This window comes from Saprospira grandis, assembly GCF_027594745.1.
GTDB classification, from domain to species: domain Bacteria; phylum Bacteroidota; class Bacteroidia; order Chitinophagales; family Saprospiraceae; genus Saprospira; species Saprospira grandis.
Genome location: NZ_CP110854.1, coordinates 632,209 through 656,152, shown reverse-complemented (window position 1 = coordinate 656,152; position 23,944 = coordinate 632,209). Strand labels below are relative to the sequence as shown.

Sequence of the window (23,944 nt, the reverse complement as noted above, 5' to 3'; positions counted from 1 at the left end):
GCATCGCTTTGCGATCATATATGAATGAGGGTTAAAACCCTCATGAATTAAACTAGCGCCCGCAGCTTGCTGCGGGAGGCCCCAAAAAATAGAAAAGTCTTGCGATTTTATAAGAATCTGATTCCCCCAATTTGGCAAACTGCCCGCGCCATTTTGCAAGAGGGAGCCCATGCGCACCGCAGCATACAGCAGCTTTTGCGGAGCAATAAGAAATGGGGCAGCCGTGACCGCCGTTTTGTGGCCGAGCAAATTTATGAGCTCATCCGCTGGTATCGTTTGTATTATGAGGTAGCCTTGGAGCGGCCGCCAGAAACCGAAGCCGATTGGTGGCTGATGCTAAAAACTGCTTGGTTGTTGCAAGGGCATCAGCCGCCAGAAGATTGGCCAGAAATGCAGGGATTGGATAGTCTAGAAATCTGGCGTCGGCATCGTGTAGCAGTAGAAAATCGAGCAATTCGGGAGTCTATTCCGGATTGGTTGGAGGAGCGTGCCTTGGAGGAAGTGGGGGAGGAGCGCTGGGCCAAATTGCTGCCTGCCCTCAATAGCTCTGCCGATGTGGTTTTGCGAAGCAATAGCCTCAAGGCGCCTCGGCAAAAGGTATTGCATCGTTTGCGCAAAGAGGGCTTGCCTGTAGAGCTTTTAGGCGATCGAGAAGCTTTGGTATTGGGCCAAAATCGAAAATTTACCCATTTAAAATCTTATGAAGAGGGTTGGTTTGAGGTGCAGGATTATGCTTCTCAGCAACTGGCTCATTTTCTTAAGCCGCTGGCGGGCCGTTATTTGGTAGATGCTTGCGCTGGGGCGGGGGGAAAGAGTTTGCACCTAGCCGCCTTGATGAAAAATCGGGGAGAAATATTGTCTATGGACCTCTCTGAGCATAAGCTCAAAGAGCTGCGAAAGCGGGCCAAAAGAGCGGGAGTAAGCATCATTAAAACAGAGAAAATTCCTGCCTCGGGGCGTTTTTCGCCAGCCTATTACAACCTTGCCGATTATTTGGTTTTGGATGTACCTTGTTCTGGCTTGGGCGTATTGCGTCGAAATCCACAAACAAAATGGATCATCAAGCCGGAGTTTTTGGAAGAAATACAGGCTACTCAGGCGCATATTTTAAGAGAATATTCGCTTTTGTGTAAGCCTGGAGGGCAGTTGCTCTATGCCACCTGCAGCATTTTGCCTTCAGAAAATGAGTGGCAGGTCCAGCGCTTTTTGAAAAGCCCCGATGGTCAAGAGTTCGAATTGCTCAAAGAGCAGCATTTAGGGCCAGATCGTGGGCCAGAAGATGGCTTTTACATGGCGCTATTGCAGCGCAAAGGCTGATTTCTGAAGCGATAAAAGCCTTTTTTCGGTCAACTTCATTATTTTAGGGCGCTTTTAAGGAAAAACTAAAAAACCTTAAGGCGCTAATAAGGTCCAAAAAAAGTTAAACAACTTATATATATTTGCTTCATCCCCATTGGGCCAAATATACTTTGCGTAAAGAGCGAAATCTCAATAAAATCTAGCAAATTGGCAAGTGAAAATTTGGTGATTATACCCACCTACAACGAAATTGAAAACATCGAGAATATTATTCGAGCAGTGCTGGCTTTGCCCGCAGATTGCTCCTTTGATATTTTGGTTGTCGATGATGGCTCTCCAGATGGTACGGCCGAAAAAGTACAAGAATTACAAAAAGAAGTGGCTTCTCGCTTGTTTCTCTTGCAAAGAAAAGGCAAACAAGGGCTAGGAACGGCTTATATCGCAGGCTTTAAATGGGCCTTGGAGCGAGACTATCAATATATTTTTGAGATGGATGCCGATTTTTCGCATAATCCCAAAGATTTGCCTCGTTTGGCCAAGGCTTGCCAAGAAGCGGGAGTGGGCGTAACGGTAGGCTCTCGCTATGTTCGGGGCGGAAAATTAGTCAATTGGCCCATCAAACGCATCCTGATGTCGAGAGGAGCCTCTATTTATGTTCGCCTGATTACTTGGATGCCCGTTTCTGATGCTACGGCTGGCTTTGTTTGCTACAAACGAGATTTTCTGGCCCAACTCGATTTTGAGAAAATTCGCTTTAAGGGCTATGCTTTCCAAATTGAAATGAAGTTTGCCGCCTGGCAATTGGGCTTCAAACTCCGAGAAGTACCCATTACCTTTAAGGACCGAGAAGAAGGCGCCTCCAAAATGAGCACGGCGATCTTTAGCGAGGCCTTTTGGGGCGTTTGGAGTATGCGCTTTAAGGCCTTTCGCGATTCTTATGCCCGTCAATAGGGACTTTCTTTGCTACAATAATCATAATCTTATATATGGATATCCTCTATTACCTATCGGTATTTATCTTGGGCTACCTACTGCCCTTTGCCGGTATTTCTAAACTTTTTGAAAAGGCTGGAGAAACTGGCTGGAAAGCTTATGTTCCCATTCTAAATTACCTGAGTTGGGCCAAAATTGTGGGCCGCCCTAGCTGGCATATTATCTGGCTTTTTATCCCTATTGTCAATATTTTTACCCTGGCCGCTATGGCTATCGAGCTCAATCGTAGCTTTGGTAAATATGGCTTTTGGGACAATGTTTTGGCTATTGCAGCACCCTTTGCTTGGTTTCCCTACCTGGGCTTTGTCAAAAAAGATGAATTGAGCTATAAAGGCCCCGCCCACCAACAACGAAAGGAGTATAAGGCCGCCTATAAAATGGCCGTTAAAAATAAGGACCAAGCCGCTATCCGAAAGCTAGAAAAAGAACGCCCTTTTCCCAAAAAGACCTTTATCCGAGAATGGGCCGACTCTATCCTTTTTGCGGTTTTTGCCGCTCACTTTATTCGCCTTTTCCTGATCGAGGCCTACACTATTCCCACGCCATCGATGGAGGGCTCGCTTTTGGTCGGAGACTTCCTTTTTGTGAGTAAGCTGCATTATGGCTCTAGATTGCCCATGACGCCACTTTCTTTCCCCCTTTTGCATAATGTGATGCCCATAACGGGGGGCGAATGCTATTCGAAATGGCCCAGTTGGGACTATAATCGCGCTCCCGCCCTACAAAAGGTCAATCGCTACGACCCCGTGGTGTTCAATTACCCAGAAGGCGATACGATTATCAAAGGGGTAGATTATTCTAGCGATTATCATAATATTCTCAAAGGGACGCCCAGAGCCCAAAGAGAGGCGACCCGCCAGCAGGTCCTCAAACGCTTTAAAAACCGTATTGTTACCCGGCCTGTAGATAAGCGCGACCACTATATTAAGCGCTGTGTGGGACTGCCCGGCGATAGCATTGAGGTCCGTGCCAACCGACTATTTGTCAATGGCCAAGAGCCCGATATTATCCCCGGCGTGCAGTATCGCTATGAGTTGGTGCCCCAAGATAATAAGAGCATCAATATGAGTTATGTAGATGATAATTATGCGCTTTCGATTCCGTCTGGCCCCGGAAAAGCCAGCAATTTCAGAAATATTTCGCCTTTGGTGGTCGAGCAGATGTTGCAAGATCCTCAGTTGGCCCCAATTCTCAAGGAGATTCGCCCTGTGGTGGGTGCCCCAGGCTACAATCAAGGGATTTTCCCCTACAATGGCGAGCTTTTCCCCTGGAATAACCATAATTATGGCCCCATCTGGATCCCCAAAAAGGGCGAGACCGTGAATCTGAGCATGGATAATATCGATCTCTACAAAAGAGTGATTACGGCCTATGAAGGCCACGATCTACTGATCCGCGATGGCCAAATTATTATTGATGGCCAAACCACCAATAGCTATACCTTTGAAATGGATTACTACTGGATGATGGGAGACAATCGCGACGATTCTGCCGATTCTCGCTCTTGGGGCTTTGTGCCCGCTACCCATATTGTGGGCAAGCCGCTCTTTGTCTGGATGTCTATTGGCCCCAAAGGGATCCGTTTTGACCGCATTTTGAAAAATGCCGCCCAATAAAAAGTAAGCTTACATTTTTTAAGCCCTTCTGCAGTTTGTTGTAGAGGGGCTTTTTTGGGGCTGCCCACTCGCTTCGCTCGGGTCGGGCTGTGCGGGGGCTCGCTGTTCGCTCGGCCCTTCAGCCGCCTGCGGCGGCTTCGGTCTGGCCTTCGGCCACCCCCTACCATCCCTCAGCCTGCGGCCCTTCGGGCCTGTAGGACGCAGATCTTGGTCCAAAATAAAAGGCCCAAACCTTTAGGTTTGGGCCTTCCTTGCTGTAGGTTTCTACCTACAGCATCGGCTGAGGGGCTGTAGCAGGGCCGCCGAAGGCGGCAGACCAAAGCGCTGAAAGCGCTGCAGGGCCGAGCGAACAGCGAGCTGCGAAATGGCCCGACCCGCCCGATCATTCATGAGGGTTTCAACCCTCATTTTGTATCGCTTCGCAAAGCGATGCCGCTTTGCGCTGGGTTTTAACCTAGCGGAAGGGGCAGCCCCAAAAAAAGAAAATCCTAATCTCTAATAATCAACGCTTCTCGCTCTGGACCAGTAGAGATCATTTTCATCGGTACGCCTAGCTCTGTTTCTAGGCTATGAATGTAATCCTGTAGCTTTTGCGGAAAGTCCTCAAACTTTTGAATGCCCTTGAGGCTGCTTTTCCAACCCGCATAGCTGCGATAGTCCAAACTAATGTCTTCAAGGACCAAATCATGCGGCAATTCTTGGCTTTTTTGGCCCCCATAATTATAGGCCGTAGCCACTTTGAGTTCTTCCATTTCGTTCAGGACATCTACCTTAGTAATGACCAATTGGGTCACGCCACTCAACATAATGGTATATTTGAGCTGCGGCAAATCGAGCCAACCGCAACGGCGGGGACGGCCCGTAGTCGCGCCAAACTCTCCACCCGCTTGGCGAAGATTTTCGCCTTCTTCGCCAAAGAGCTCAGAAGGGAAGGGGCCGCTACCTACGCGGGTGCAATAGGCTTTGGTAATGCCAATCACCTCCCCAATCTTTTGTGGGGCCACGCCTAGGCCGTTGCAAACCCCGGCGCTAATGGTATTGGAAGAAGTGACAAAGGGATAAGTGCCAAAATCAATATCGAGCATAGAGCCTTGGGCCCCCTCGGCCAAAACCTTTTTGCCTTGGGCCAACTGCTTATTGATAAAGTACTCGCCATCTACCAATTGATGGCCCTTGAGGGTTTCTACAGCGGCAAAAAAGTCGGCTTCTTGTCCCGCCAAATCAAAATCTACAGCAGGGTAAATTTGGGCCATTTTCAAATGCTCTGCTTTGAGTTCTTCATAGCGGGCCTTAAAGTTAGGGAGCAGAATATCGCCCATGCGCAGCCCACGGCGAGCTATTTTATCGGTATAAGTGGGGCCAATTCCTCTGAGGGTAGAGCCAATTTTACCCTCGCCCTTGGCGGCTTCCATTACGGCATCGAGCAAGCGATGCGAGGGCAGGATCAGCTGAGCTTTTTTGGCAATAAAAAGCCGCTCCCCAAAAGTTGGGACAGCGGCAGCAATACTTTCCATTTCTTTAATCAGGGTAGTGGGGTCAATCACTACGCCATTACCAATCAGGTTGAGCACCTGAGGTCTAAAAATCCCAGAAGGGATGGTGTGCAGTACAAATTTTTGGCCGTCTAGGACCAAAGTGTGCCCAGCATTGGGGCCTCCTTGAAAGCGAGCGACAATATCGTATTGCCGAGCTAAATAATCCACGACCTTACCTTTTCCCTCATCTCCCCATTGGAGTCCCAACAGAACATCAACCATAGTTGCAAAATTTTGTGTAGCAAAAAATGTAGATGGAATCTACTTTTGGCGCACAAAAATAAAAACAACTTTTGAAAAGCGGCTAAAGATTAGGTTTTAGTTCTTTGTTAAGGCTTGCAAAATGTTCAGGGCCTCTTCTCGGCTGTCGGCCACCTCAAAGGTAGAGCGCAGACGAGTCATGAGTAGGAGCTGCTCAATTTTTGGTGAGATCCGGCAAAGGGCCAATTCTCCACCGGCAGAGCGGGCACGGGTGAGGATGCTAATTAAAAAAGCGAGTCCAGAAGAGTTCATAAATTGCATCTGCCCCAAATCAATGAGAAACAGGCGTTGCCCCTGAGCAATTAGGCGTTCTACTTCCTGAATAATCGACTGGTTTTCTTCTGGATTCCAAAGGTCATCCAGTTCCAAGATGCAAATTTCATCTTGTTGTTCTAATTGAAAAGTCATTGGGCCCTATTTCTTTTTTTCGCGGCCTTCTTTGCTATAACCATAGAAGGTTAGCGAGTGGTGAGTAATTTCGAAGTCGAGCATTTCGGCTACCAACTCCTTGATTTGCTGAATACGGGGATCACAAAATTCAAAGACTTCTCCAGTCTCAATACAAACGGCATGATCATGCTGCTTAAAGCCATAGGCCTTTTCATACTGAGCTAGGTTTTTTCCAAATTGATGCTTGCGCACCAAATCACAGGCGACCAAAAGCTCTAGTGTGTTGTAGACGGTAGCTCGGCTCACCCGATAGTTCTGGGTTTTCATATGGATATATAACGCTTCTGCATCAAAATGATCGTTGCGCTTATAGATTTCTTCCAAAATGGCAAAGCGTTCGGGGGTTTTGCGTAGGCCATTCTTTACTAAATAGGTAGAGAAGATTTTACTTACTTCGTCTATGGTGTTTTGCGTTTTGTTTTCTGACATAACTTTGGCGGTTGATTTAACGGCCTAAAATAGGGAATTTTAAATGGATAACAGGGCTTAGCCACAATAGTTTTTGTGACATCTACAAAATGGAGTAGAGTAGGATGCCCAAAATGAGGACGAAAAGCACAAAAACCCATTGAAAATAAGAGGATTCGCTTTTGTAGTCTTGAAAAAGCAGCTCTAAAAGCTCGGGCCATTCTCGCCCTTTTGCTCGCCCCTCTCGGGCCAAAACAAAGTAGGGACGTCCGCCCTTGGGGCCCTGCTGCCCATGCTTTTTCAAAATGAAAAAGTCAAGGTCCAAAAAGACCAGTTCATAGAGCTCATGCTTGCCCCCAAACTTAATGATCAGGCCGCCCAAACTGGCCTCCCAACTGCCACTGGCAATATCGCCATCCAAGATGCGTAAATAATTGCCCCCTTCCTTAAAGACATGCAAAACCGACTCCTGAAAATCAAGATCATCCCGCACTTCTAGCCAGCGTTTATCTACATAAACCTGGCTGTCGGCCAAACTATCACTCATGCTTCGCACTCTTCCCATTAGGTAGCCAATGCCCTCGGGCAGGCTCTTAAATTCGGGCAGCACCTCGTCTACGGCACCAAAAGCATTGTTCCAAAACGCCATTTTTCTATCGTTTAGTAGGGGCAGTGTTTGCAGCCGTTGCCACAACAATATCCCCGCTGAATGAGGTAGTATTTACTAAATATCCAAAGGCCATTTTCCTTATAAAAGTGCTTGCCTTCTACAAATTCATGGGCCTTCTGAGGCAGGGGCTCTCTAGCGGCCTGCTCGCAAATTGTATTCAGTTCTCGCAAGCAGGCAGCACAGTAACAGCTTTTTTTGCTCTTGGCCAAATGAGCCCTCAAAGCAGGCCCAATAACTAGGTCCACACACTGGCAATTGCTGATGTTTTCTGGCTGGCACTCAAAGTTTTTGTGACAGCTTGGACATTCTGTTTTCATTTTGTTTTCTTTTTTGGGGCTGCCCTGGCCTTCGGCCGAGCCCTGCTAGACGCAATGGGCCAAAAATCGGCTTTTTTGTGCCAACCGCCAAGAAAATTATCCCCTAAGGCCGAAAAGGCCGCTCCTCAAAGCGAAGTAAAAGGTAGATTTCTCCAGCTCGGCAGCTTTTTAAGAAACGCTGCAAAGCCCGCAACTGCCGATTGAGGTCCAGGTCCAAACTGCGATCATCAAAAACAACTTGCTCTAATATATAACTGGCCTCTGGCCGCAGAATGATGCCGTAGGAGTAGGGAATAAGCGGCTTTTGACCAATTCCCCCAGGATCCTCTCCATATGGACCAATCTGCAAGTACCGCTTCATCTGGTCCAATTCCCAGGCTTGTAGGGCAGACATAGGCGCAAATTCTTTGTGCAAATCCGAATGCTCAAAAATAGGCGGTAGGTCTTTGGCCGCCGCCGCTCGAACCCTACGGACTAAGGTCTCTGAAAAGTAACGCTCTTGCCCCATAAACCAATAGTCCGGATAAAAACGCTCGCTCTCAAAGGCCAATACTTGCATCAAAAAGGCCGTATGATCAAAATAATGACACTGATTGCGCCGCCATCTGGCCCTGTAAATCTCTAATGACTTAATGGTAGATTGCCGCACAACGGCCAACTGCTGCTCAAAATCACTGTAGTTGGCCTGATACCAAAGCTCAAAACTACGATCGGTCTTTTTACTGTCAAATTTGCGCAAATCACGCAGCATTTTGCGAATCTGCGCCTGCACTTTGCGCTCTTTGCCTTTTTGGACGGCCTCGACCACCTCCATAAAACGCTCAAATCCTTGCTTTTTTATGGTGTAAAAACAAACTTTAGAGTAGGTAATCGGACGCTCCGTTTTGTTTTGTGCCTTGGCCCAATTAACGAGCAAAACTAAAGATAAAATAAGGCAGAAAGTTCCTAAACTGTTAAATTTCATAAGCTTAAGCCTTCAATAAAGGAGATTCTTTTGGTTTTTGGGCCAAAATGAATACATTTGCAGCCGCTTTATATGAAAAAAGATTTTTGATCGCGTTCAAGCCTCCTTAAACAAATGGCTTTAAAGTTTAAGCCAAAAGAGAGGCCGAACAGAAGAATAAAATATATGAATTCCATATCTAAGGTAGAGATCTTTCAGATTTTTTTGCTCTATATGACGCTACTGATCGTCGGCGACCAATATATTCGCATGCAACAAGAGCAATTGGCAGAGGAAAAGGCCCAGGCCGAACAATTGGCCGCTACCATGGCTACCTTCGCCGAGAAAGTTAAGGTCATCCAAGCCCTAGAACTAGAAAAAGCCCAAATCGAACAATCGGATATCACGGGCATGAAGTCCCTGATCGAACGCAAACGCCAAGCAAAAGCTAAGGCTAAACGCAAAGCGAAGTTGGCCAAGATGCGCCAAGCGGTTTATCCGCCCGTTCCCGTCAAATTTCAAGGGGAGCTGACCCTAGAAAAGCGAATTTTGATTCGCTCCGAAATTACCGCCGCCGCCAAAAAATATCTGGGCCGTCCCTATGTTTATGCCGCCAAAGGCCCCAATGCTTTCGACTGCTCTGGCTATACTTCTTATGTGATGCGCCTGTTCGGAATCGAAATCTCTCCCGGCTCTCGCTATCAAGCTAAACAGGGAAAACATGTAGATCTTAAGGATGCAAAGGTAGGCGACCTCCTCTTTTTTAGCCGTTATGGCAAGGGCGGAATGGTCACTCATGTTGGCCTTATCCTAAGTAATACCGCCGAAGGAATTACCGTGATTCATGCGAATGGCCCCCGCCACGGTATCATGATCGAAAATGTAAGCAAGTCTTCTTATTGGAAAAAGAAGATTCTCTTCGCTAGAAATGTAATTGATCCTATTGGGGCAGAAAATCAAGCTGCTCCGCTGGCCGAAAAATAAAGCAAAAAGCCGCTCTCGCCTAGAGAGCGGCTTTTTTTTGTCCAAACTTGGCCCAACTCAAATGTTTTTATAGCTTAGAGAGCCTAAATGATTAGTTCATGGCTAGATGTACAGTAGTTTTTGCCCTGCTGCACAAAAGGCCCTAAATCTATAGAATGATGAGCAAGATGTATGCAATGGTCTTGGACCAAAAAAAATCTCCCGCTGTTTATCGCCAAATTGAAAAGCCTAGCCCCCAAGCCGATCAGGTATTGATTAAGGTGGAGGCGGCTGCGCTCAATCACCGCGATTTATATATTACCCAAGGCCTCTATCCTGGCGTTCGAGAAGGGATCATCTTGGGCTCGGATGCTAGTGGCGAGGTGGTGGAATTGGGTCCGCAGGCCGATAAAAAATGGCTGGGCCAGAAGGTTATTGTCAATCCCAACCAAAATTGGGGCGAAGAGCAAGCCGTACAAGCCAAAAACTATAGCATCTTGGGCATGCCGCAGCATGGCAGCTTTGCCGAATATCTGTTGGTCCCCCAAGATCGCCTGTTTTTGCGGCCCGCTCATCTTTCTGCCGAGGAGGCGGCGGCCCTGCCTTTGGCTGGACTAACGGCCTATCGGGCGCTCTTTAGCCGAGGCCGTCTGCAGGCGGGCGAACGCCTATTTATTTCGGGTATTGGTGGGGGCGTGGCCCTAACGGCCCTGCAATTGGCCCAGCCCTTGGGCATTGATATTTGGGTGAGCTCTGGACAGGCCGAGAAGATCGAAAAGGCCAAGGAAATGGGCGCCCTAAACGGCATTTCTTATAAGCAAGAGCAATGGCATAAGGCCCTATTGGCCCAAGATCCCGCTGGTTTTGATTTGATTATTGATAGTGCTGGCGGTCCCGACTTTAGCTATTTTGTCGATTTGGCCCGCCCTGCTGCACGGATCGTTTTTTATGGGGGAACCCGAGGCAAATTCCAAATCAATCCCCAAAAGATGTTCTGGAAACAGCTCGATATTATGGGCAGCACTATGGGCAGCGATGAGGATTTTGCCCAGATGATTGCTTGGGTAGAAGAGCACAAAATCAAACCTTTGGTCGAGCAGGTTTGGCCTTTGGCCCAAGCGCAAAAAGCCTTTGATTGTATGGACAAAGGCCAGCAGTTTGGCAAATTGGTCTTAAAAATGACGGATTAAGGGAATCCCTTTAAGTAGGAAATAGAAGAAGTTATCGAAAGGTAGCTTCTTTTTTTTTGGGGGCCCGCGGCCGACTAGGCTTCGCCTAGGTCGGCCGCCGCTATGCTGCGGGGCTCGCTGTTCGCTCGGCCCTTCGCTTTTTTCGCTTTGCTCAAAAAGCTCGGTCTGGCCTTCGGCCACCCGCTCCGCAGCGCTGGGCCAATGCCCGCCTGGCCCATAAAAAAGGCTGGGCAAAAAACAGCCGATTTATGCTTATTTGTAAGGCCTAAAGCGGGCGGTACTGCCGTTTTGGAGCAGGCAGAAAATAAAAATCCCCTCGCAGAGAGGGGAGAGTAGAAGTAATGATAAACCTCTGTTTGTTAGTTAGCTATAGGGGCTTCATCATCTTCCAAAACTTCAACTTCTACCTTAGCAGAGCTGTTTTCGGAATTCTCCAAGACCAAGAGGCGATGCCCAAGCGGTAGCTGTAGGCGAGCATTTTGGCCGTTAGTTAGACGATAAACTTGATCGGGAGTATCTGCCGAATTAGCTACAGTATAATACTGAAGGCTGTCTCCTTCTAGTAGCTGTAGGCGAATCGTTTCTCCACCTGCAAGCAAGCCCTCTAGCTTGACGACTCGGCTTTGGGGGGCAAGATCAAATTCAAAGAGGTCGTAGTTTTCTTCTTCCTCGCTATTGTTGTTGCTGCTGCTTGGGCGGCGACGGAAATACTTCAGTTCGTAGAAGTTGGTCACTCTGTGCAGTTCTCTATAGTAGTGCCCAATTAGGCGACCAAAGGCCCCAAAGAGTACGGTGGCCAATTCCTTACGCAAGGCCTCTAGGCTGGCTGAATAAATGCTTTTTTGGCCTTCATTCCCTTGCTGTTCTTGGCGCAAAAGCTCTAGCTGCTGCCCAAAAGCAAGGATATCTCCGCCCAATGTCCCTAGTTGCGGGTCCAAGCTAAGCGCTTCTCCTAAGCTCATTACAGCTTCAATACGCATTTCATAAGCTCCTTTCTGAAAAGGGGCGCGAGCATTAGGCAGTAAAGATTGATACTGATTGCTTTTAGCATCATAAGTCATCTGAATCTCTACATCCCATTGCCGGATTTTATCGCTAGAAAGGAGATTTAATTTTGACTTAAAATCAAGCGTATTTAGACGATAAGCATTGATTTGGAGCGTTTTTGCTCGATACTGCCGAACAAAGTTGCTATAGGCGGGCTGCACAAAGGTCAAGATGTCTTGAATGACCGCATCATTCGGGGCCTCTGCAATGAGCTTGTGAATGTGGTCCGTAGACATGAGGTACATTTTCTTCAAGCTTTTTTCTGTAGAGCTATTGACGAAGTTCTCAATCTTGCTCCAGTCTTCTCTATATCCCATAAGTTTTGTGTTTAAATGGGGTCAATGAAATAATTACGTTATAAAACTAGGGATATACTTTTAAAATGTCAAGCCTTTTGCCAAAAAAATATAACTTTTTAACATTTGCTGTTTACGTAGACCTGTTTTTTGTAGTTGATCAACTAAATTTAGTACTGTACTATAATAGAACAGTTGTTTTGGGGCAAGAGCTGAATGACAGCAGAGAAAAAGCTAATGTTTAGTGCTAATCTGCAGTTTACAAATAGCCTGGGCTTGGCGCCAGCCTCACTCTGCAGATACATAATGAGCAGAAACAGTTGTTCAGCGTTAATCTGCAGTTGCAGAACGGCCAGAAACAAGTCCCCCAGCTAATTTGCAGTTGCAGAATGGCCAGATACAGTTGTTCAGAGCTAATTTGCAATTGCAGAATGGCTAGATACAGTTGTTCAGAGCTAATCTGCATTTGCAGAATGGCTAGATACAGTTGTTCAGAGCTAATCTGCAGTTGCAGAATGGGCAGAAACAATTCCCCCAGCTAATCTGCATTTGCAGAATGGCTAGATACAGTTGTTCAGAGTTAATCTGCAATTGCAGAATGGGCAGAAACAATTCCCCCAGCTAATCTGCAGTTTACAATTAGCTGGGGGAGTATCTATAATGCCCTATCTTTTTTTTCTGGACCGACCCTACTACAGTTTAGAGATAGGCGCTTAGAATCGAAATATGGAAAACGCTTGTATTTTGGGGCCAAATATCCTGCAGCCTAAAGGCCGCAGCCAATCCAAGGGGCCTTGAAATTTCTTGCCGCAGGAGCTTAAAAGCCCCTGCTTCATTGGAGATAGGCGAATGCATTCGGTTTTCAGGTCCTGCGGCTTTTAAGCTGCAGGCCAATTGTTGCTAAGGAGCTAGCTCTGCTGTTCCTAAATTGGCTGCTGGTTTCAACCTGCAGCCACAGCTAGCAGGCGGCGAAGCCGCCGCAGGCCTAGGGATGGGCAGCAGTGGCCGTTAGGCCAGACCAAGGCGCTGAAAGCGCCGAAGGGCCGAGCGAACAGCGAGCTGCGAAACAGCCCGGCCGCCTTTGGCGGCAGGCCCCAAAAAAAGATAAAAAATAGTATCTTTAGCTCTCGTTCTTTGAAATAGAAGGGGCATTGGAAGCTACTTATGAGTATGAAGCCAAACCCGCTTGGACGCCCTACTCAACAGTGACGACAGAAATCTCTACAGCAGTTTATTTGCGTACGCAAGAACTAGGCGTGGCGACATTGAGAAGAGAAGGCATAGCGTTTTATAGTGATATAGATAGCGCAGCTCCAGTACAGTATCAAAATGAAAGAGGCTATCATCGTTATGCGCTAAGCAATTTCCGAGGAGATTTGCGGATGGAAATTAGCGATATTAAGCTTCCAATGGGAAGAGACTTAACGGTAGCGACTTACTATCTTGCAGATGTATTATCGGCTACAGATGCTTATGCCTACGGTTGGGAAATGCCTGGCCGGAACTTTCCTGGGGCTATTCCTCCAGAATATGGCCATAACGGAATGCGCAAAAGCCCAGAAATTGGCTCAGGGCACCATACTACTTACTTTAGAGAGCTAGATGGGCGGATAGGGCGCTGGTGGTCTGCGGACCCTATTACCTTCCCACATCAATCGCCCTATAATACCTTTGATGGAAATCCGATTTATTATACGGATGCTTCTGGGGCAAGTGTGAGCTATCCGAAAAAAGAAAAAGAAGAGTCTTATAAAGCTACTGTATCAACGGAAATTAGCTCTACCTCCTTTGCGAGGAGTTATGTGGCAGAAGTGGCTAATGGTGGAGGTGATCCTCCTAAAAAAAGGATAAATATATATATAACAAATACACACAGGACCAAGAAAGAAAATGGCAAAACTGTTCCTGATAAAGCACTTGTTTCATCATATAATTCAGCCAAAGATGTTGAGAATAATAATGGGTGGACTATTTGGGCTAATGAAACTAATTTTTATGTAGTAGAGGCTAAAGGAGTGAAAGATGCGGCGGCTAAAATTAAAAACTTAAAATCAAAATATGATGCAGAAGTAGGGATTTTATACATTGATAGCCACGGTTATAGATCGACAAATAGTTTCCGTATAGGTGATCAGATAGTTGACGCAGGCAATATAGGGTCTAGAACGAATACTGTTTTGGCTCCAATAGCTAAAGAGTTAGCTAAAGATATAAGTACAGTTGTTATTCTAGCATGTAATGCAGGAGCCAATGACCCAGGTACATCTGGGGCGTTAGGGAGAGGAGATGTTTTTGTACAAAAGCTTGCTAATAGGTTTCAGGCTGATGTATATGCCAATAGGAGTTGGAGCCCCTCAGGAGATATTTTTGGGAGCTATTGGTTGGGAGGGAAATTACAATACAGTCCTAACAGCTTAGACGCATCTCATTATGGAAATGGAGTGAGTGAAAAGATTACAACATATAAGTCATGCCCTCATTGCTTTGAAGGGTTAGGGCTATGGGGGTGGGCATCACCAACTCCTTCTGGGCCAGCAATAAATACTAAAACAGTTAATGTGATAAAATTAAAGCCTGGAGGTGATTTTGAAGTGTCGGGGAAGAATTATTATAAAATTCATAAAGGAGATATTGATTTAATTAGGTTAAAGAGTAAGAATAAAAAGTAATAAAATATGAGATTTCTTTGTCTAATATTGGTTATGGTTTCTTATAACTGTGCGGTTAATTTAGAAGAGGCCACAGAAAGAGATACAATTATAGCACCGCCTGAAACTTGTGATTATTATCTTGAGCGGTTTGATTTGGGCGCTTTGCAAGTAGGAAAATCTATTGAAGGGAGGGATAGTTATTGTTGCGTTAACGAAACTGAAGATTCTTTTTTATTGAAATGTTTTACAGCAAATAGAGCTGTGAAGGATGTTTTTATAAGAAAAACAATTGAAGGGGGTGAATACATAGAAAATGAAGAAGATAATGGGGGGGTAATTAATGATAAGTATTATTTTAATGGTAATGTTATAGGCGTTAGAGAAGCACGAGATTTATATGATCATAGTTATTTTGGCCAGAGTGTTCTGATAGTCAATAAAGACTCTATAGTTACTTATACTTTTAAAGCAGGAATACCTAAATTAAATTTAGCGCAAATTATTGAACAAAATTTTAAGGATGTAGATTTAGTTATTAGAAGAGTGCAAAAAATTAAAATATTGAAAGATGTAGTAATTATTGATACAGATGAGATGCATTATGATGAAATAGGTCATGTTCATTATAGGAGAGAAATTTCTTTGGAAGAATAGGGCCTTGTTGCATAAATAAAACCCTTCAAATCAGTTAATTACAAAAAACCTTGCGAATTAGGCATAAAAAAAGGGACAAGCCCCGTAGATTTAAGTTTTTTCGACGAACAATAAAACCTCGAGCTGTCCCATGACAAATGTAGAAAAAACCTTACAGAATTACGCACTAACCAACAGATTTTATACCGCCCAAGGGGAGTTTATTTTTAATGTTTGGTTCCCGCCTTTGGCAAGCAAAAACTTCATCGCTAAGCGCCCAAAACGCGGCAGACCTAAAACAATTTCTGATGAATTTATTCGCTATTTATTCCGCTTAAAAGTGCTTTTTTCGTTTGGATACCGACAATTAGAAGGTATTCTAAAATGCGTTGTTTCCGAATATAATTTGGATGTCAATCCAATATCTTACAGCCAAATATGCCGTAGAGTCAAAAAACTAAAGCTGAATATTAAGCCTAAAAAAACGGATGACGAGCTGTCTATAGCAATAGATAGTACAGGACTAAAAATAAAAGGACAGGGAGAATGGCGGAGAATAAAACATACCGAAAAGTACCGTTCTGGCTGGATTAAAGTACATTTGGCCGTAAATGACAAAACAGGAGAAATCCTGGTTGTAGAGATTACCACAGAGCAAAAAACCGATGCTTCTCAACTCCTCAAAATGATAAAAAAATTGAAGCCATTTAATATTAAGCAAGTTTATGCAGATGGCGCCTATGACCAAACAAAATGTCGAGAAGCAATTTGTGATGCTGGGGCGGTTCCATTGATTCCCCCACGTAAAAATGCTCGCCTAAAAAAAGGAAAAAATGGAGAGCTAGTCGATAGTTATCGCAATGATGATATTTTATATATCTGGGAGTTAGGAGCGGCTGCTTGGAAACAAGATTTAGGCTATCATCGTCGAAATTTAAGCGAAACGGCAATGATGCGACTCAAGCACTTTTTCTCTGAACGGCTCTCTTCGATCAGCTTCAAAATGCAGAAACAAGAAGTGCTGATGCGTATTCAAATTTTAAATGAGCTTAATGCCGTCAAGCTAGAAGTTGCTGCTAATCAGTAAATTACGATTTATGCGACAAGGCCGAAGAATACTCGTTAGATCAGGGACAGATAAAAAATTTAAGCGATTTCTTTTTTTGGTATCATATAGTATTTGACGTGATAAGATTTTAGGGTTTTGTAATTCTTCCTTATGTAGAACTCATTAACTATTAGTAACCTAATTTACTTCATTCAAAATCATGGGGCCTCCCGCCTTCGGCGGGCGCTACGTTCGGCAGCTCGCTGTTCGCTCGGCCCTGCGCGGGCTGCGCCCGCTGGGTCCACCCCTGCACATCGGTTACTCCCGTTGGTCGTCGAAGACGCCCTAAAGGGCTTGTTGTGGCCGTTTGGCCTTCGGCCATGGCGGCTTTGCCGCTATCTGCAGCCTAAAGGCCGCAGCCATTCTTGTTGGGCTTTGGTCTTTCTCGCCGCAGCGGCTTAAAAGCCCCTGCTTTGTTTGTGGGAAGGATATATTTGGTTTTCAGGTCCTGCGGCTTTTAAGCTGCAGGCCAATTGTTGGTCAGGAGCGGGCTCTGCTGCACCTAAATTGGCTGCTGGTTTCAACCTGCAGCCACAGCGAGCAGGCGGCGAAGCCGCCGCAAAGGAGCGAAGCGACTTGGCCTAGGGGCCTGCAAGGGTGCCGCGCAGCGGCAGACCTAGCCAGCTTGCTGGAGCAGGGCCGAGCAGACCTGCGAGCCCTGTAAGGGCCCGGCTGCCGCAGGCGGCAGGCCCCAAAAAAAAGAAAAAGCGTATAGCCTATTTTATTCTATGGAAAAGGGGGCGGATGGGCCAATAATGTTTTAGATGTGATCTAAATTACCTAATAATTTTGCAGACTTGAGTAAAATTGAGTACTATTATATAGATATTTATATACATCGCTAAAAAAAGCCTAGATTATGCCTGAGAAGACCTATGAATCGCTCTATAATTGGAGTATAGAGCAGCCGCAAGAATTTTGGAAAGCGCAAGCGCAGCGAATTGCTTGGCATAAGTTTCCGGAAAAGATATTGGATGAAAGTGGGGATTATCCGCAATGGTTTGGAGATGGGGAGTTGAATCTTTCGGAGCTTTGTTTGGACAAGCATATTGCGGATGGATATGGGGAGGATACGGCCTTAATTTATGATTCGCCGGTGAGTCAGAGCAAGGCAAAGTATAGTTATAATGAATTGCGGGATTTGGTAGCGGCTTTTGCTGGTGGATTGCGAGAATTGGGTTTAGAGCCAGGAGATCGGGCGGTCATATATATGCCCATGATCCCTCAGGCAGTGGTGGCCATGTTGGCCTGTGCGCGTTTGGGGGTCACGCATTCGGTAGTATTTGGTGGATTTGCGGCCCATGAGTTAGCGATACGGATAGACGACTGCAAGCCCAAGGTATTGATTACGGCTTCTGCGGGAATAGAGATAGAGAAAATCATTCCTTATAAAGTATTGGTAGATGCGGCCTTAGAGGAGGCGGAATTTCCGCCCGAGAAGGTGGTATTATATAACAGACGGTTGGGGGTAGAGCATCCGGAGCGGGATTATGACGTTGATTTTGAGGAATTGCTCAAGGCGGAGCCTGTAGGGCCGGTGATGCTGAAGTCTACACATCCTTCTTACATTCTGTACACCTCGGGAACGACGGGAACGCCCAAGGGGGTCGTTCGGGACACGGGGGGTTATGCGACCGTCTTGCACTTTAGTATGCAGCATATTTATGGATTGAAGCCTGGGGAAGTATTTTGGGCGGCTAGTGACATTGGCTGGGTCGTGGGGCATAGTTATATTGTATATGGGCCATTATTGCATCGGAACACGACCGTATTATTTGAGGGCAAGCCGATTCGGACGCCAGATGCGCGGACCTTTTGGCGGGTCATAGAAGAATACAAAGTATCGGTGATGTTTACTGCGCCCACGGCCATACGGGCGATACGTAAAGAGGATCCTGAGGGGGCGTGGATCAAGAAGCATGACTTATCTTCCTTGCGGTTTCAGTTTTTGGCAGGAGAGCGATGTGATGCGGCTACATTGGAGTGGTTGCAGGGGCAATTGCAGAAGCCTGTTATAGATCATTGGTGGCAGACGGAGTCGGGCTGGCCGATGTTGGCCAATATGGCGGGGCATGAGCTCTTGCCCATTAAGGCGGGCTCTGCGGGCAGGCCAGTTTGTGGTTTTGCCTTTGATATATTGGATGAGGAGGGGCAGGTATTGCCAGCGAACGCCGAGGGATTATTGAGTATACGTACCCCCTTGCCTCCGGGTTGTTTGATGGGGTTGTGGGAGAACTCAGAACGGTTTAAGAAGAGTTATTTTAGTTAGTTTGAGGGCTACTACAGTACTGGAGATGGCGCTTATATAGATGAAGAGGGCTACTACTTCATTACGGGCCGTGTAGATGATGTCATCAATGTGGCGGGTCATCGTTTGTCTACGGCAGAGATGGAAGAAGTATTGGTGGCTCATCCTGCGGTAGCAGAAGTGGCGGTCATTGGACGGGCATGTGAGCTCAAGGGGCAATTGCCGATGGCTTTTGTCGTTTGGCAGGGCCAAGAGGGGAGAGCGGAATCGGTTTTGGAGAAAGAGTTGGTTCAGTTGGTGCGGGCCAAGATTGGGGCGGTAGCTTCTTTGAAAGAGATTTTGCCCGTAGAGCGTTTGCCCAAGACGCGGTCGGGTAAGACCTTGCGTCGCTTGTTACGTGATTTAGTAGATCAGCGGCCCTACAAAATGCCCTCGACAATAGATGATCCTGCGGTTATTCCTGAACTTCAGGCCAAGATACAGGCCTATCGCTAGAGTATAAAAGCCCCTAAGAAAGGGGCTTTTTTGTCAGATAAATAGATGTTTTTCTAAAAAAAAAATAGCATCTTAGTAGGCGCTTCTAAAAGCAAACAGATTTTTAATAAGGAATAGCTATGACAAAAAAAATAGATACAGAAGTAGGCTATCTACTTCAATTAGGGCCAAATATCGCCAAGGAGGTTTATTTAGTACCCGAGGTAAAGGATGTCAATATGGTCAAGGGGCATGTTCAGAAGGGGCAGGAGATCTTTGGAGTAGGGGGGTATTGCCTGAGTGACATTCGCAAATTGAAGTCTATGAGCAGAGAGGTGAGAGAGTATATGAAGGAGCACTCTACAGTTACCGCTGTGGCCGTATTGGTGAATAGTGGTCTATCGAAGATGGTGAGTAATCTATTTATAAATATCAGTCGCCCCCCCTATGTAGCCAAAGCCTTTCAGAAAGAATCGGCGGCATTAAAGTGGTTGGAAGAACAAGGGGGAATCTTGTATTCTGAGTAGGGGGATGGCTTTGTCTTTCTAGGGAAATACTTGAACTTTCGGGAGTATCCATTTGTCTTTGTATTAGTACCAACAAGCGCCTAGATTTATGAAAAAGGAGGTAAACACAGACTTAGCGAGAGTATGGGCCTTGAGTCCAAATTTGATGAAAGAGGTCTATTATAGAACAAAAGCCAATGATATAGCGCTAGTGCGAGAGCATATTCGGCTTTGTCATGAGACATTTGGGCTAAAAAAATATTATATTACGGACATTCGCCTGCTAAAGTCGGCCTCTAGAGAAGCCCGAGAGTACTTGCGGGATTATTCTGGGGCAGCGGCGGCAGCTATTATTGTGGGAGGAGGTTTATCCAAAATGCTAGGCAATATGTACATGAGTTTTAGTAAACCCCTTTACCCTACTCGAATTTTTCGGGATGAGAAAAAGGCCATAGCTTGGTTGGTAGAGCAAGGGGCAGAGGCGCCAAAAAATATGCAGAGATGAAAAAAGTAGTTACTCCATTAGGAGAAGCTTACCAATTGTCGGATAACCTAGTTAAGTCAGTTACTCTACTAGATAAAGTAAATGATTTAGAAGTTGTGAAAGAACATATTCGGTTATTAAGAGCTGAATATGGAGAGGGTTTATATTATCTATCCGATACACGTCTTGTAAAGCATGCGAACTTAGAAGTTCGAAAATATTTGGCTAAGCACAGCAGGGCAAAAGCAGCAGCTATATTAGCTATAAATAGTACAACAATTATGTTTAGCAACCTATTTATATCTTTTAGTCGGCCTCCCTATCCAACAAAACTTTTTAAAGAGGAAGCAGATGCGATTGCTTGGTTGGTAGAGCAAGGGGCCGAGGCCCCAAAAAAATAAAGTGTATGAATATGATAATGACTCCTTTAGGCAAAGTAGAGCAACTATCTGAAAACCTTATTAAGGTTACAACAGTATTGAAAAAAGCAACAGATATTAAGCTTGTACAGAGGCATGTAGAGGAGATAGAAGAACATTTTGGAATAGATCATTATTATCTCTCAGATCCTCGTAGTCTTCTTTCTACCACCTTAGAGGTCCGTCAATATTTAGCCAATCAAAAAGAGATTAAAGCAATAGCGGTTCTAGTTAAAAATGGAACAACAGCTATGCTGGCCAATATGTTTGTTAGTTTTAGCCGGCCCTTATACCCAACTAAAGTCTTTAAGGATGAGACAAAAGCTATAGCTTGGCTGGTAGAGCAGGGGGCTAATGCGCCTAAAAAATAAAAGCTAATGAAAAGGGTCAGAACAAACTTAGCAGAGGTTATACAATTGTCAGATAATATGATTAAGTCAACGGTTGTTGTTCCTTATGTTACAGCAGTAGAAGATATAAAAGAGCATATTCAAACGGTACATCAACATTTTGGAAAGAATATCTACTACCTATCCGATAGTCGCCAATTAAAGTCTTCTAGCACAGCCGTAAGAAAATATCTGGCAGAACATGGGGATGTAGCCGCTGCTGCAATTCTTGTAGGAAGTGCTTTAACAGCAATGATCGCAAATATATTTATTAGCTTTAATCGACCCGCTTACCCCAACAAGATATTCAGCTCTGAAGCAGATGCCATGGCTTGGTTAGTAGAACAGGGGGCGATAGCTCCAAAAAACTAGTTTTTTTAGTAGTTTTGTCGCAGAACAATATCTACTATGAATCAAACTATACTCGAGCTTTATCAGGAGCATTTTGGCGAGGCGGCCCAGCACATTCAAGCACTGCCTCTTTCTGGCTCCGACCGAAAATACTATCGTCTTTCTTCGCCCAATGGCCAAGCGCTAGGGGTCGAAAACCCCGCAGAAGAAGAGAACTTAGCTTTTGTCTCTTTTACCCAAAGTTTTCTGGATTTGGCCTTGCCTGTACCCAAACTACTGGGCCAATCCTTGCCGCAAAACTGCTACTTAATAGAGGATTTGGGCCCCAACACCTTGCTTCAAAGCCTAGAAGAGGCCCGCAAAAATGGCGAGGGGCATTTTCCCGATCGTTTTTACAACTACTATAAAAATGCCCTGATTGCCTTGCTCGATATGCAGCTAGAGGGCCATAAGAAAATAGATTATAGCTTGGCCTATCCCAAGGCCGACTTTGACAAGCAATCTATGCAATGGGATTGCCAGTCGTTTAAGTATTGGTATTTGTTACCCGCCAAACTCCCTTTTGAAGCCGAAGCTTTAGAGCAGGATTTTGAGCGCTTGGTCGATTTTCTGGCCCAAGCTCCCGCCAACTATTTCATGTTTCGAGATTTTCAGGCTAGGAACATCATGATCAAAGAGGAGCAGCCTTATTTTATTGATTATCAGGGTGGCCGCCGTGGTCCTTTGCAATACGATTTGGTATCTTTGCTTTTTCAGGCCAAGGCGCAGCTCTCGAATAAAGACCGTCAGCGTTTGCAGCAGGCCTATTTTCAGGCGCTCAAAGCGCGAGAGCCGCATTGGGACCGCCAAGAGTTTGAGCGCTATTATTTGGGCTTTGTGCTCTTGCGTAGTTTGCAGGTGTTGGGCGCTTATGGCTTTAAGGGGCATTACCAAAAGAAGGGGCATTTTTTGGCCAGTATACCCTTTGCACTCGAAAATATTCGCTGGTTGCTCGAGCAAGATTTGTTGCCTTTGCCAGAGCTCAATCGCTTGCTCAAGGCCCTCATTCGGCAGCCAAAAGAGCAGCTGCCCAAGCCCAAAGAACAGGCGCTCCGTCTGCATATTTCTTCTTTTTCCTATAAAAGAGGCTTGCCCGAGGACCCCACGGGCGGACATGGAGCGGGCTTTATCTTCGATTGCCGATTTATCCATAATCCTGGCCGCTATGCTCCCTACAAGAAGAAAACGGGCCTAGATGAGGAGGTTAAACTCTTTTTGGTAGAAGATGGCGAAATCGAGCAGTTCTTAGCGCAGATTTTCCCCATTATTGAGCGGGCCATACAAAAGTATCTGGATCGTGGACATTCCGACTTAGGAGTTCATTTTGGTTGCACGGGCGGCCAACATCGCTCGGTCTATTCTGCCGAGCGTTTGCGGCAGTTTTTGCAAAGTCGTTTTGGTCCAGAACTCGACCTTCGTTTGCAGCATCGAGAACGTCCTCATTGGCCAAAATAGGCGGTTTGTTTTTAAGGTGTTTTGGGGCCTCCGCCTCGCTTCGCTCGTCGGCGCTACGTTTCAGGGCTCGCAGGTCTGCTCGGCCCTGCGCCAGCAAGCTGGCTGGGTCTGCGGCTTTCGCCGCCCCCTTTCACATCGCTAGGCCTGCGGCGGCTTCGCCGCCTGTCCGCTGCACATCGGTTACTCCCTTCGGTCGTCGAACTGCGGCCTAAAGGCCTTGTTGTGGCCTGCGGCGGCTTCGCCGCCTGTCCGCTGCAAATAGGGCCAAATAGAAAAGCCGCATACTTTCTGTTAGAGTATGCGGCTTTTCATCATCTTTTCGCTAAGCGATTAGATTTTTTTAAAGAGGGTAAGGATATCGCCCACCTTATCTTTAAGGTCTTTGCGTTCCACAATAAAATCGAGGAAGCCATTATGGAGAAGAGACTCTGCTCTCTGGAAGCCTTCGGGCAATTCCTTAACCTTAATGGTTTCTTTAACGATACGGGGGCCGGCAAAGCCAATCAGGGCGCCGGGTTCTGAGAAATTAAAGTCGCCCAACATAGCAAAAGAAGCAGTAACGCCTCCAGTGGTGGGGTCGGTCATAAAAGAAAGGTAGGGCAGGCGGGCATCGGCTAATTGAGTAAGTTTGGCTGATACTTTGGCCATTTGCATGAGAGAAAATGCTGATTCCATCATGCGGGCGCCACCAGACTTAGAGATAATCATGAAAGCGCAACGGTGTTTGATACAGTAATCAATTGCCTTGGCAATTTTTTCTCCAGTTACAGCGCCCATAGAACCTCCAATAAAAGAGAAATCCATAGCGGCAATAACGAGGTCATTTTTTTGGACCTTTCCCTTGGCTACGCTAAGGGCATCGACTAGGCCTGTTTTTTTGCGGGCGGCTTCTAGGCGTTCGGTATAGGGTTTAAGGTCTACAAAGTTGATAGAATCTACAGCGGCGATATTATCAAATAGCTCCTTGTATTTTCCATCATCAAAGAAGAGTTCAAAGTAGTCGCCAGAGCCTAGGCGTTCATGATGATTACAGCTAGGGCAAACATAGAGATTTTCTCTAAGGTCTTTTACGGTAACCCGGTGTTGGCATTTTCCGCATTGGTGCCAAATACCTTCTGGGGCTTCTTTCTTTTCTCGGGTAGAGGTAGTAATACCTTTATTGTCTCTTTTAAACCAACTCATAGGCAATTCATTTTTCT

General features: G+C 45.9%; 22 protein-coding genes and 1 pseudogene. 15 read left to right on the top strand and 8 right to left on the bottom strand.

The genetic code is table 11. The features are described from left to right. Positions 1 to 99 precede the first annotated feature (99 nt). From OP864_RS02530 to OP864_RS02520, 3 genes are all read left to right on the top strand, one after another. Complete coding sequence (locus OP864_RS02530) at positions 100 to 1,317, top strand: RsmB/NOP family class I SAM-dependent RNA methyltransferase (protein WP_270099730.1); 1,218 nt, start codon at positions 100 to 102, stop codon at positions 1,315 to 1,317. Positions 1,318 to 1,506: 189 nt separating this feature from the next. Next, positions 1,507 to 2,250, top strand: coding sequence for a polyprenol monophosphomannose synthase (locus OP864_RS02525; RefSeq protein WP_270099729.1), 744 nt, complete (start codon positions 1,507 to 1,509; stop codon positions 2,248 to 2,250). Positions 2,251 to 2,285: 35 nt separating this feature from the next. Further along, the gene (locus OP864_RS02520; protein WP_270099728.1) at positions 2,286 to 3,908 is read left to right on the top strand and encodes a S26 family signal peptidase; all 1,623 of its coding nucleotides are present in this window, start codon (positions 2,286 to 2,288) and stop codon (positions 3,906 to 3,908) included. Positions 3,909 to 4,396: 488 nt separating this feature from the next. Here the strand turns inward: OP864_RS02520 and OP864_RS02515 are convergent, their stop codons facing one another. From OP864_RS02515 to OP864_RS02490, 6 genes are all read right to left on the bottom strand, one after another. Next, positions 4,397 to 5,665, bottom strand: coding sequence for an adenylosuccinate synthase (locus OP864_RS02515; protein ID WP_270099727.1), 1,269 nt, complete (start codon positions 5,663 to 5,665; stop codon positions 4,397 to 4,399). A 96-nt stretch (positions 5,666 to 5,761) separates the two neighbouring features. Next, positions 5,762 to 6,112 (bottom strand): STAS domain-containing protein, encoded by a 351-nt coding sequence (locus OP864_RS02510; RefSeq protein WP_014373678.1) that lies wholly within the window; start codon positions 6,110 to 6,112, stop codon positions 5,762 to 5,764. Between the two features lie 6 nt (positions 6,113 to 6,118). Continuing rightward, positions 6,119 to 6,583: a Fur family transcriptional regulator gene (locus OP864_RS02505; RefSeq protein WP_014373677.1), complete on the bottom strand. Its 465-nt coding sequence runs from the start codon at positions 6,581 to 6,583 to the stop codon at positions 6,119 to 6,121. Positions 6,584 to 6,665: 82 nt separating this feature from the next. After that, entirely contained in the window at positions 6,666 to 7,211 is a 546-nt protein-coding gene (locus OP864_RS02500; protein WP_014373676.1) for a hypothetical protein, read from the bottom strand. 11 nt (positions 7,212 to 7,222) lie between these two features. Beyond that, the gene (locus OP864_RS02495; protein WP_270099726.1) at positions 7,223 to 7,549 is read right to left on the bottom strand and encodes a cysteine-rich CWC family protein; all 327 of its coding nucleotides are present in this window, start codon (positions 7,547 to 7,549) and stop codon (positions 7,223 to 7,225) included. Between the two features lie 103 nt (positions 7,550 to 7,652). Further along, on the bottom strand, positions 7,653 to 8,513 hold the full coding sequence (locus tag OP864_RS02490; protein WP_270099725.1) for a hypothetical protein: 861 nt from the start codon (positions 8,511 to 8,513) through the stop codon (positions 7,653 to 7,655). Between the two features lie 165 nt (positions 8,514 to 8,678). On the opposite strand from OP864_RS02490, the gene OP864_RS02485 reads away from it, so the two are divergent. Then, positions 8,679 to 9,476, top strand: coding sequence for a C40 family peptidase (locus OP864_RS02485; RefSeq protein ID WP_270099724.1), 798 nt, complete (start codon positions 8,679 to 8,681; stop codon positions 9,474 to 9,476). A 155-nt stretch (positions 9,477 to 9,631) separates the two neighbouring features. Further along, the gene (locus OP864_RS02480; RefSeq protein WP_270099723.1) at positions 9,632 to 10,645 is read left to right on the top strand and encodes a quinone oxidoreductase family protein; all 1,014 of its coding nucleotides are present in this window, start codon (positions 9,632 to 9,634) and stop codon (positions 10,643 to 10,645) included. Between the two features lie 359 nt (positions 10,646 to 11,004). On the opposite strand, the gene OP864_RS02475 is transcribed toward OP864_RS02480, so the two are convergent. After that, complete coding sequence (locus OP864_RS02475) at positions 11,005 to 12,009, bottom strand: hypothetical protein (protein WP_270099722.1); 1,005 nt, start codon at positions 12,007 to 12,009, stop codon at positions 11,005 to 11,007. A 1,130-nt stretch (positions 12,010 to 13,139) separates the two neighbouring features. Here OP864_RS02475 and OP864_RS02470 point away from each other — a divergent pair. From OP864_RS02470 to OP864_RS02420, 10 genes and pseudogenes are all read left to right on the top strand, one after another. Continuing rightward, the gene (locus OP864_RS02470) at positions 13,140 to 14,657 is read left to right on the top strand and encodes a hypothetical protein (protein WP_270099721.1); all 1,518 of its coding nucleotides are present in this window, start codon (positions 13,140 to 13,142) and stop codon (positions 14,655 to 14,657) included. Positions 14,658 to 14,663: 6 nt separating this feature from the next. Then, positions 14,664 to 15,293: a hypothetical protein gene (locus tag OP864_RS02465; protein WP_270099720.1), complete on the top strand. Its 630-nt coding sequence runs from the start codon at positions 14,664 to 14,666 to the stop codon at positions 15,291 to 15,293. 130 nt (positions 15,294 to 15,423) lie between these two features. Next, the gene (locus OP864_RS02460; RefSeq protein ID WP_270099466.1) at positions 15,424 to 16,359 is read left to right on the top strand and encodes an IS5 family transposase; all 936 of its coding nucleotides are present in this window, start codon (positions 15,424 to 15,426) and stop codon (positions 16,357 to 16,359) included. Positions 16,360 to 17,239: 880 nt separating this feature from the next. Continuing rightward, positions 17,240 to 19,123, top strand: a pseudogene (locus OP864_RS02455) (acetate--CoA ligase). Positions 19,124 to 19,242: 119 nt separating this feature from the next. Continuing rightward, on the top strand, positions 19,243 to 19,629 hold the full coding sequence (locus OP864_RS02445; RefSeq protein WP_270099717.1) for a DUF7793 family protein: 387 nt from the start codon (positions 19,243 to 19,245) through the stop codon (positions 19,627 to 19,629). Between the two features lie 88 nt (positions 19,630 to 19,717). Further along, positions 19,718 to 20,113: a DUF7793 family protein gene (locus OP864_RS02440; protein WP_270099716.1), complete on the top strand. Its 396-nt coding sequence runs from the start codon at positions 19,718 to 19,720 to the stop codon at positions 20,111 to 20,113. Beyond that, positions 20,110 to 20,493: a DUF7793 family protein gene (locus tag OP864_RS02435; RefSeq protein ID WP_270099715.1), complete on the top strand. Its 384-nt coding sequence runs from the start codon at positions 20,110 to 20,112 to the stop codon at positions 20,491 to 20,493. The genes OP864_RS02440 and OP864_RS02435 overlap by 4 nt, the downstream gene beginning before the upstream one ends. A 5-nt stretch (positions 20,494 to 20,498) precedes the next feature. Then, the gene (locus tag OP864_RS02430; RefSeq protein ID WP_270099714.1) at positions 20,499 to 20,882 is read left to right on the top strand and encodes a DUF7793 family protein; all 384 of its coding nucleotides are present in this window, start codon (positions 20,499 to 20,501) and stop codon (positions 20,880 to 20,882) included. 57 nt (positions 20,883 to 20,939) lie between these two features. After that, positions 20,940 to 21,272, top strand: coding sequence for a DUF7793 family protein (locus tag OP864_RS02425; RefSeq protein WP_432423426.1), 333 nt, complete (start codon positions 20,940 to 20,942; stop codon positions 21,270 to 21,272). Positions 21,273 to 21,308: 36 nt separating this feature from the next. After that, entirely contained in the window at positions 21,309 to 22,745 is a 1,437-nt protein-coding gene (locus OP864_RS02420; RefSeq protein ID WP_270099712.1) for a RapZ C-terminal domain-containing protein, read from the top strand. A 330-nt stretch (positions 22,746 to 23,075) separates the two neighbouring features. Here the strand turns inward: OP864_RS02420 and accD are convergent, their stop codons facing one another. Then, positions 23,076 to 23,927, bottom strand: coding sequence for an acetyl-CoA carboxylase, carboxyltransferase subunit beta (gene accD / locus OP864_RS02415; RefSeq protein ID WP_014373631.1), 852 nt, complete (start codon positions 23,925 to 23,927; stop codon positions 23,076 to 23,078). Positions 23,928 to 23,944 lie beyond the last annotated feature (17 nt).

What these genes read in the sequence shown, in the direction of transcription:
- OP864_RS02495 (WP_270099726.1), bottom strand. Translation starts at nt 7,549, where the DNA reads ATGAAAACAGAATGTCCAAGCTGTCACAAAAACTTTGAGTGCCAGCCA.
- OP864_RS02430 (WP_270099714.1), top strand. Translation starts at nt 20,499, where the DNA reads ATGAATATGATAATGACTCCTTTAGGCAAAGTAGAGCAACTATCTGAA.
- OP864_RS02520 (WP_270099728.1), top strand. Translation starts at nt 2,286, where the DNA reads ATGGATATCCTCTATTACCTATCGGTATTTATCTTGGGCTACCTACTG.
- OP864_RS02465 (WP_270099720.1), top strand. Translation starts at nt 14,664, where the DNA reads ATGAGATTTCTTTGTCTAATATTGGTTATGGTTTCTTATAACTGTGCG.
- OP864_RS02500 (WP_014373676.1), bottom strand. Translation starts at nt 7,211, where the DNA reads ATGGCGTTTTGGAACAATGCTTTTGGTGCCGTAGACGAGGTGCTGCCC.
- accD (WP_014373631.1), bottom strand. Translation starts at nt 23,927, where the DNA reads ATGAGTTGGTTTAAAAGAGACAATAAAGGTATTACTACCTCTACCCGA.
- OP864_RS02485 (WP_270099724.1), top strand. Translation starts at nt 8,679, where the DNA reads ATGAATTCCATATCTAAGGTAGAGATCTTTCAGATTTTTTTGCTCTAT.
- OP864_RS02475 (WP_270099722.1), bottom strand. Translation starts at nt 12,009, where the DNA reads ATGGGATATAGAGAAGACTGGAGCAAGATTGAGAACTTCGTCAATAGC.
- OP864_RS02420 (WP_270099712.1), top strand. Translation starts at nt 21,309, where the DNA reads ATGAATCAAACTATACTCGAGCTTTATCAGGAGCATTTTGGCGAGGCG.
- OP864_RS02515 (WP_270099727.1), bottom strand. Translation starts at nt 5,665, where the DNA reads ATGGTTGATGTTCTGTTGGGACTCCAATGGGGAGATGAGGGAAAAGGT.
- OP864_RS02480 (WP_270099723.1), top strand. Translation starts at nt 9,632, where the DNA reads ATGATGAGCAAGATGTATGCAATGGTCTTGGACCAAAAAAAATCTCCC.
- OP864_RS02510 (WP_014373678.1), bottom strand. Translation starts at nt 6,112, where the DNA reads ATGACTTTTCAATTAGAACAACAAGATGAAATTTGCATCTTGGAACTG.
- OP864_RS02435 (WP_270099715.1), top strand. Translation starts at nt 20,110, where the DNA reads ATGAAAAAAGTAGTTACTCCATTAGGAGAAGCTTACCAATTGTCGGAT.
- OP864_RS02460 (WP_270099466.1), top strand. Translation starts at nt 15,424, where the DNA reads ATGACAAATGTAGAAAAAACCTTACAGAATTACGCACTAACCAACAGA.
- OP864_RS02445 (WP_270099717.1), top strand. Translation starts at nt 19,243, where the DNA reads ATGACAAAAAAAATAGATACAGAAGTAGGCTATCTACTTCAATTAGGG.
- OP864_RS02425 (WP_432423426.1), top strand. Translation starts at nt 20,940, where the DNA reads ATGATTAAGTCAACGGTTGTTGTTCCTTATGTTACAGCAGTAGAAGAT.
- OP864_RS02490 (WP_270099725.1), bottom strand. Translation starts at nt 8,513, where the DNA reads ATGAAATTTAACAGTTTAGGAACTTTCTGCCTTATTTTATCTTTAGTT.
- OP864_RS02440 (WP_270099716.1), top strand. Translation starts at nt 19,718, where the DNA reads ATGAAAAAGGAGGTAAACACAGACTTAGCGAGAGTATGGGCCTTGAGT.
- OP864_RS02505 (WP_014373677.1), bottom strand. Translation starts at nt 6,583, where the DNA reads ATGTCAGAAAACAAAACGCAAAACACCATAGACGAAGTAAGTAAAATC.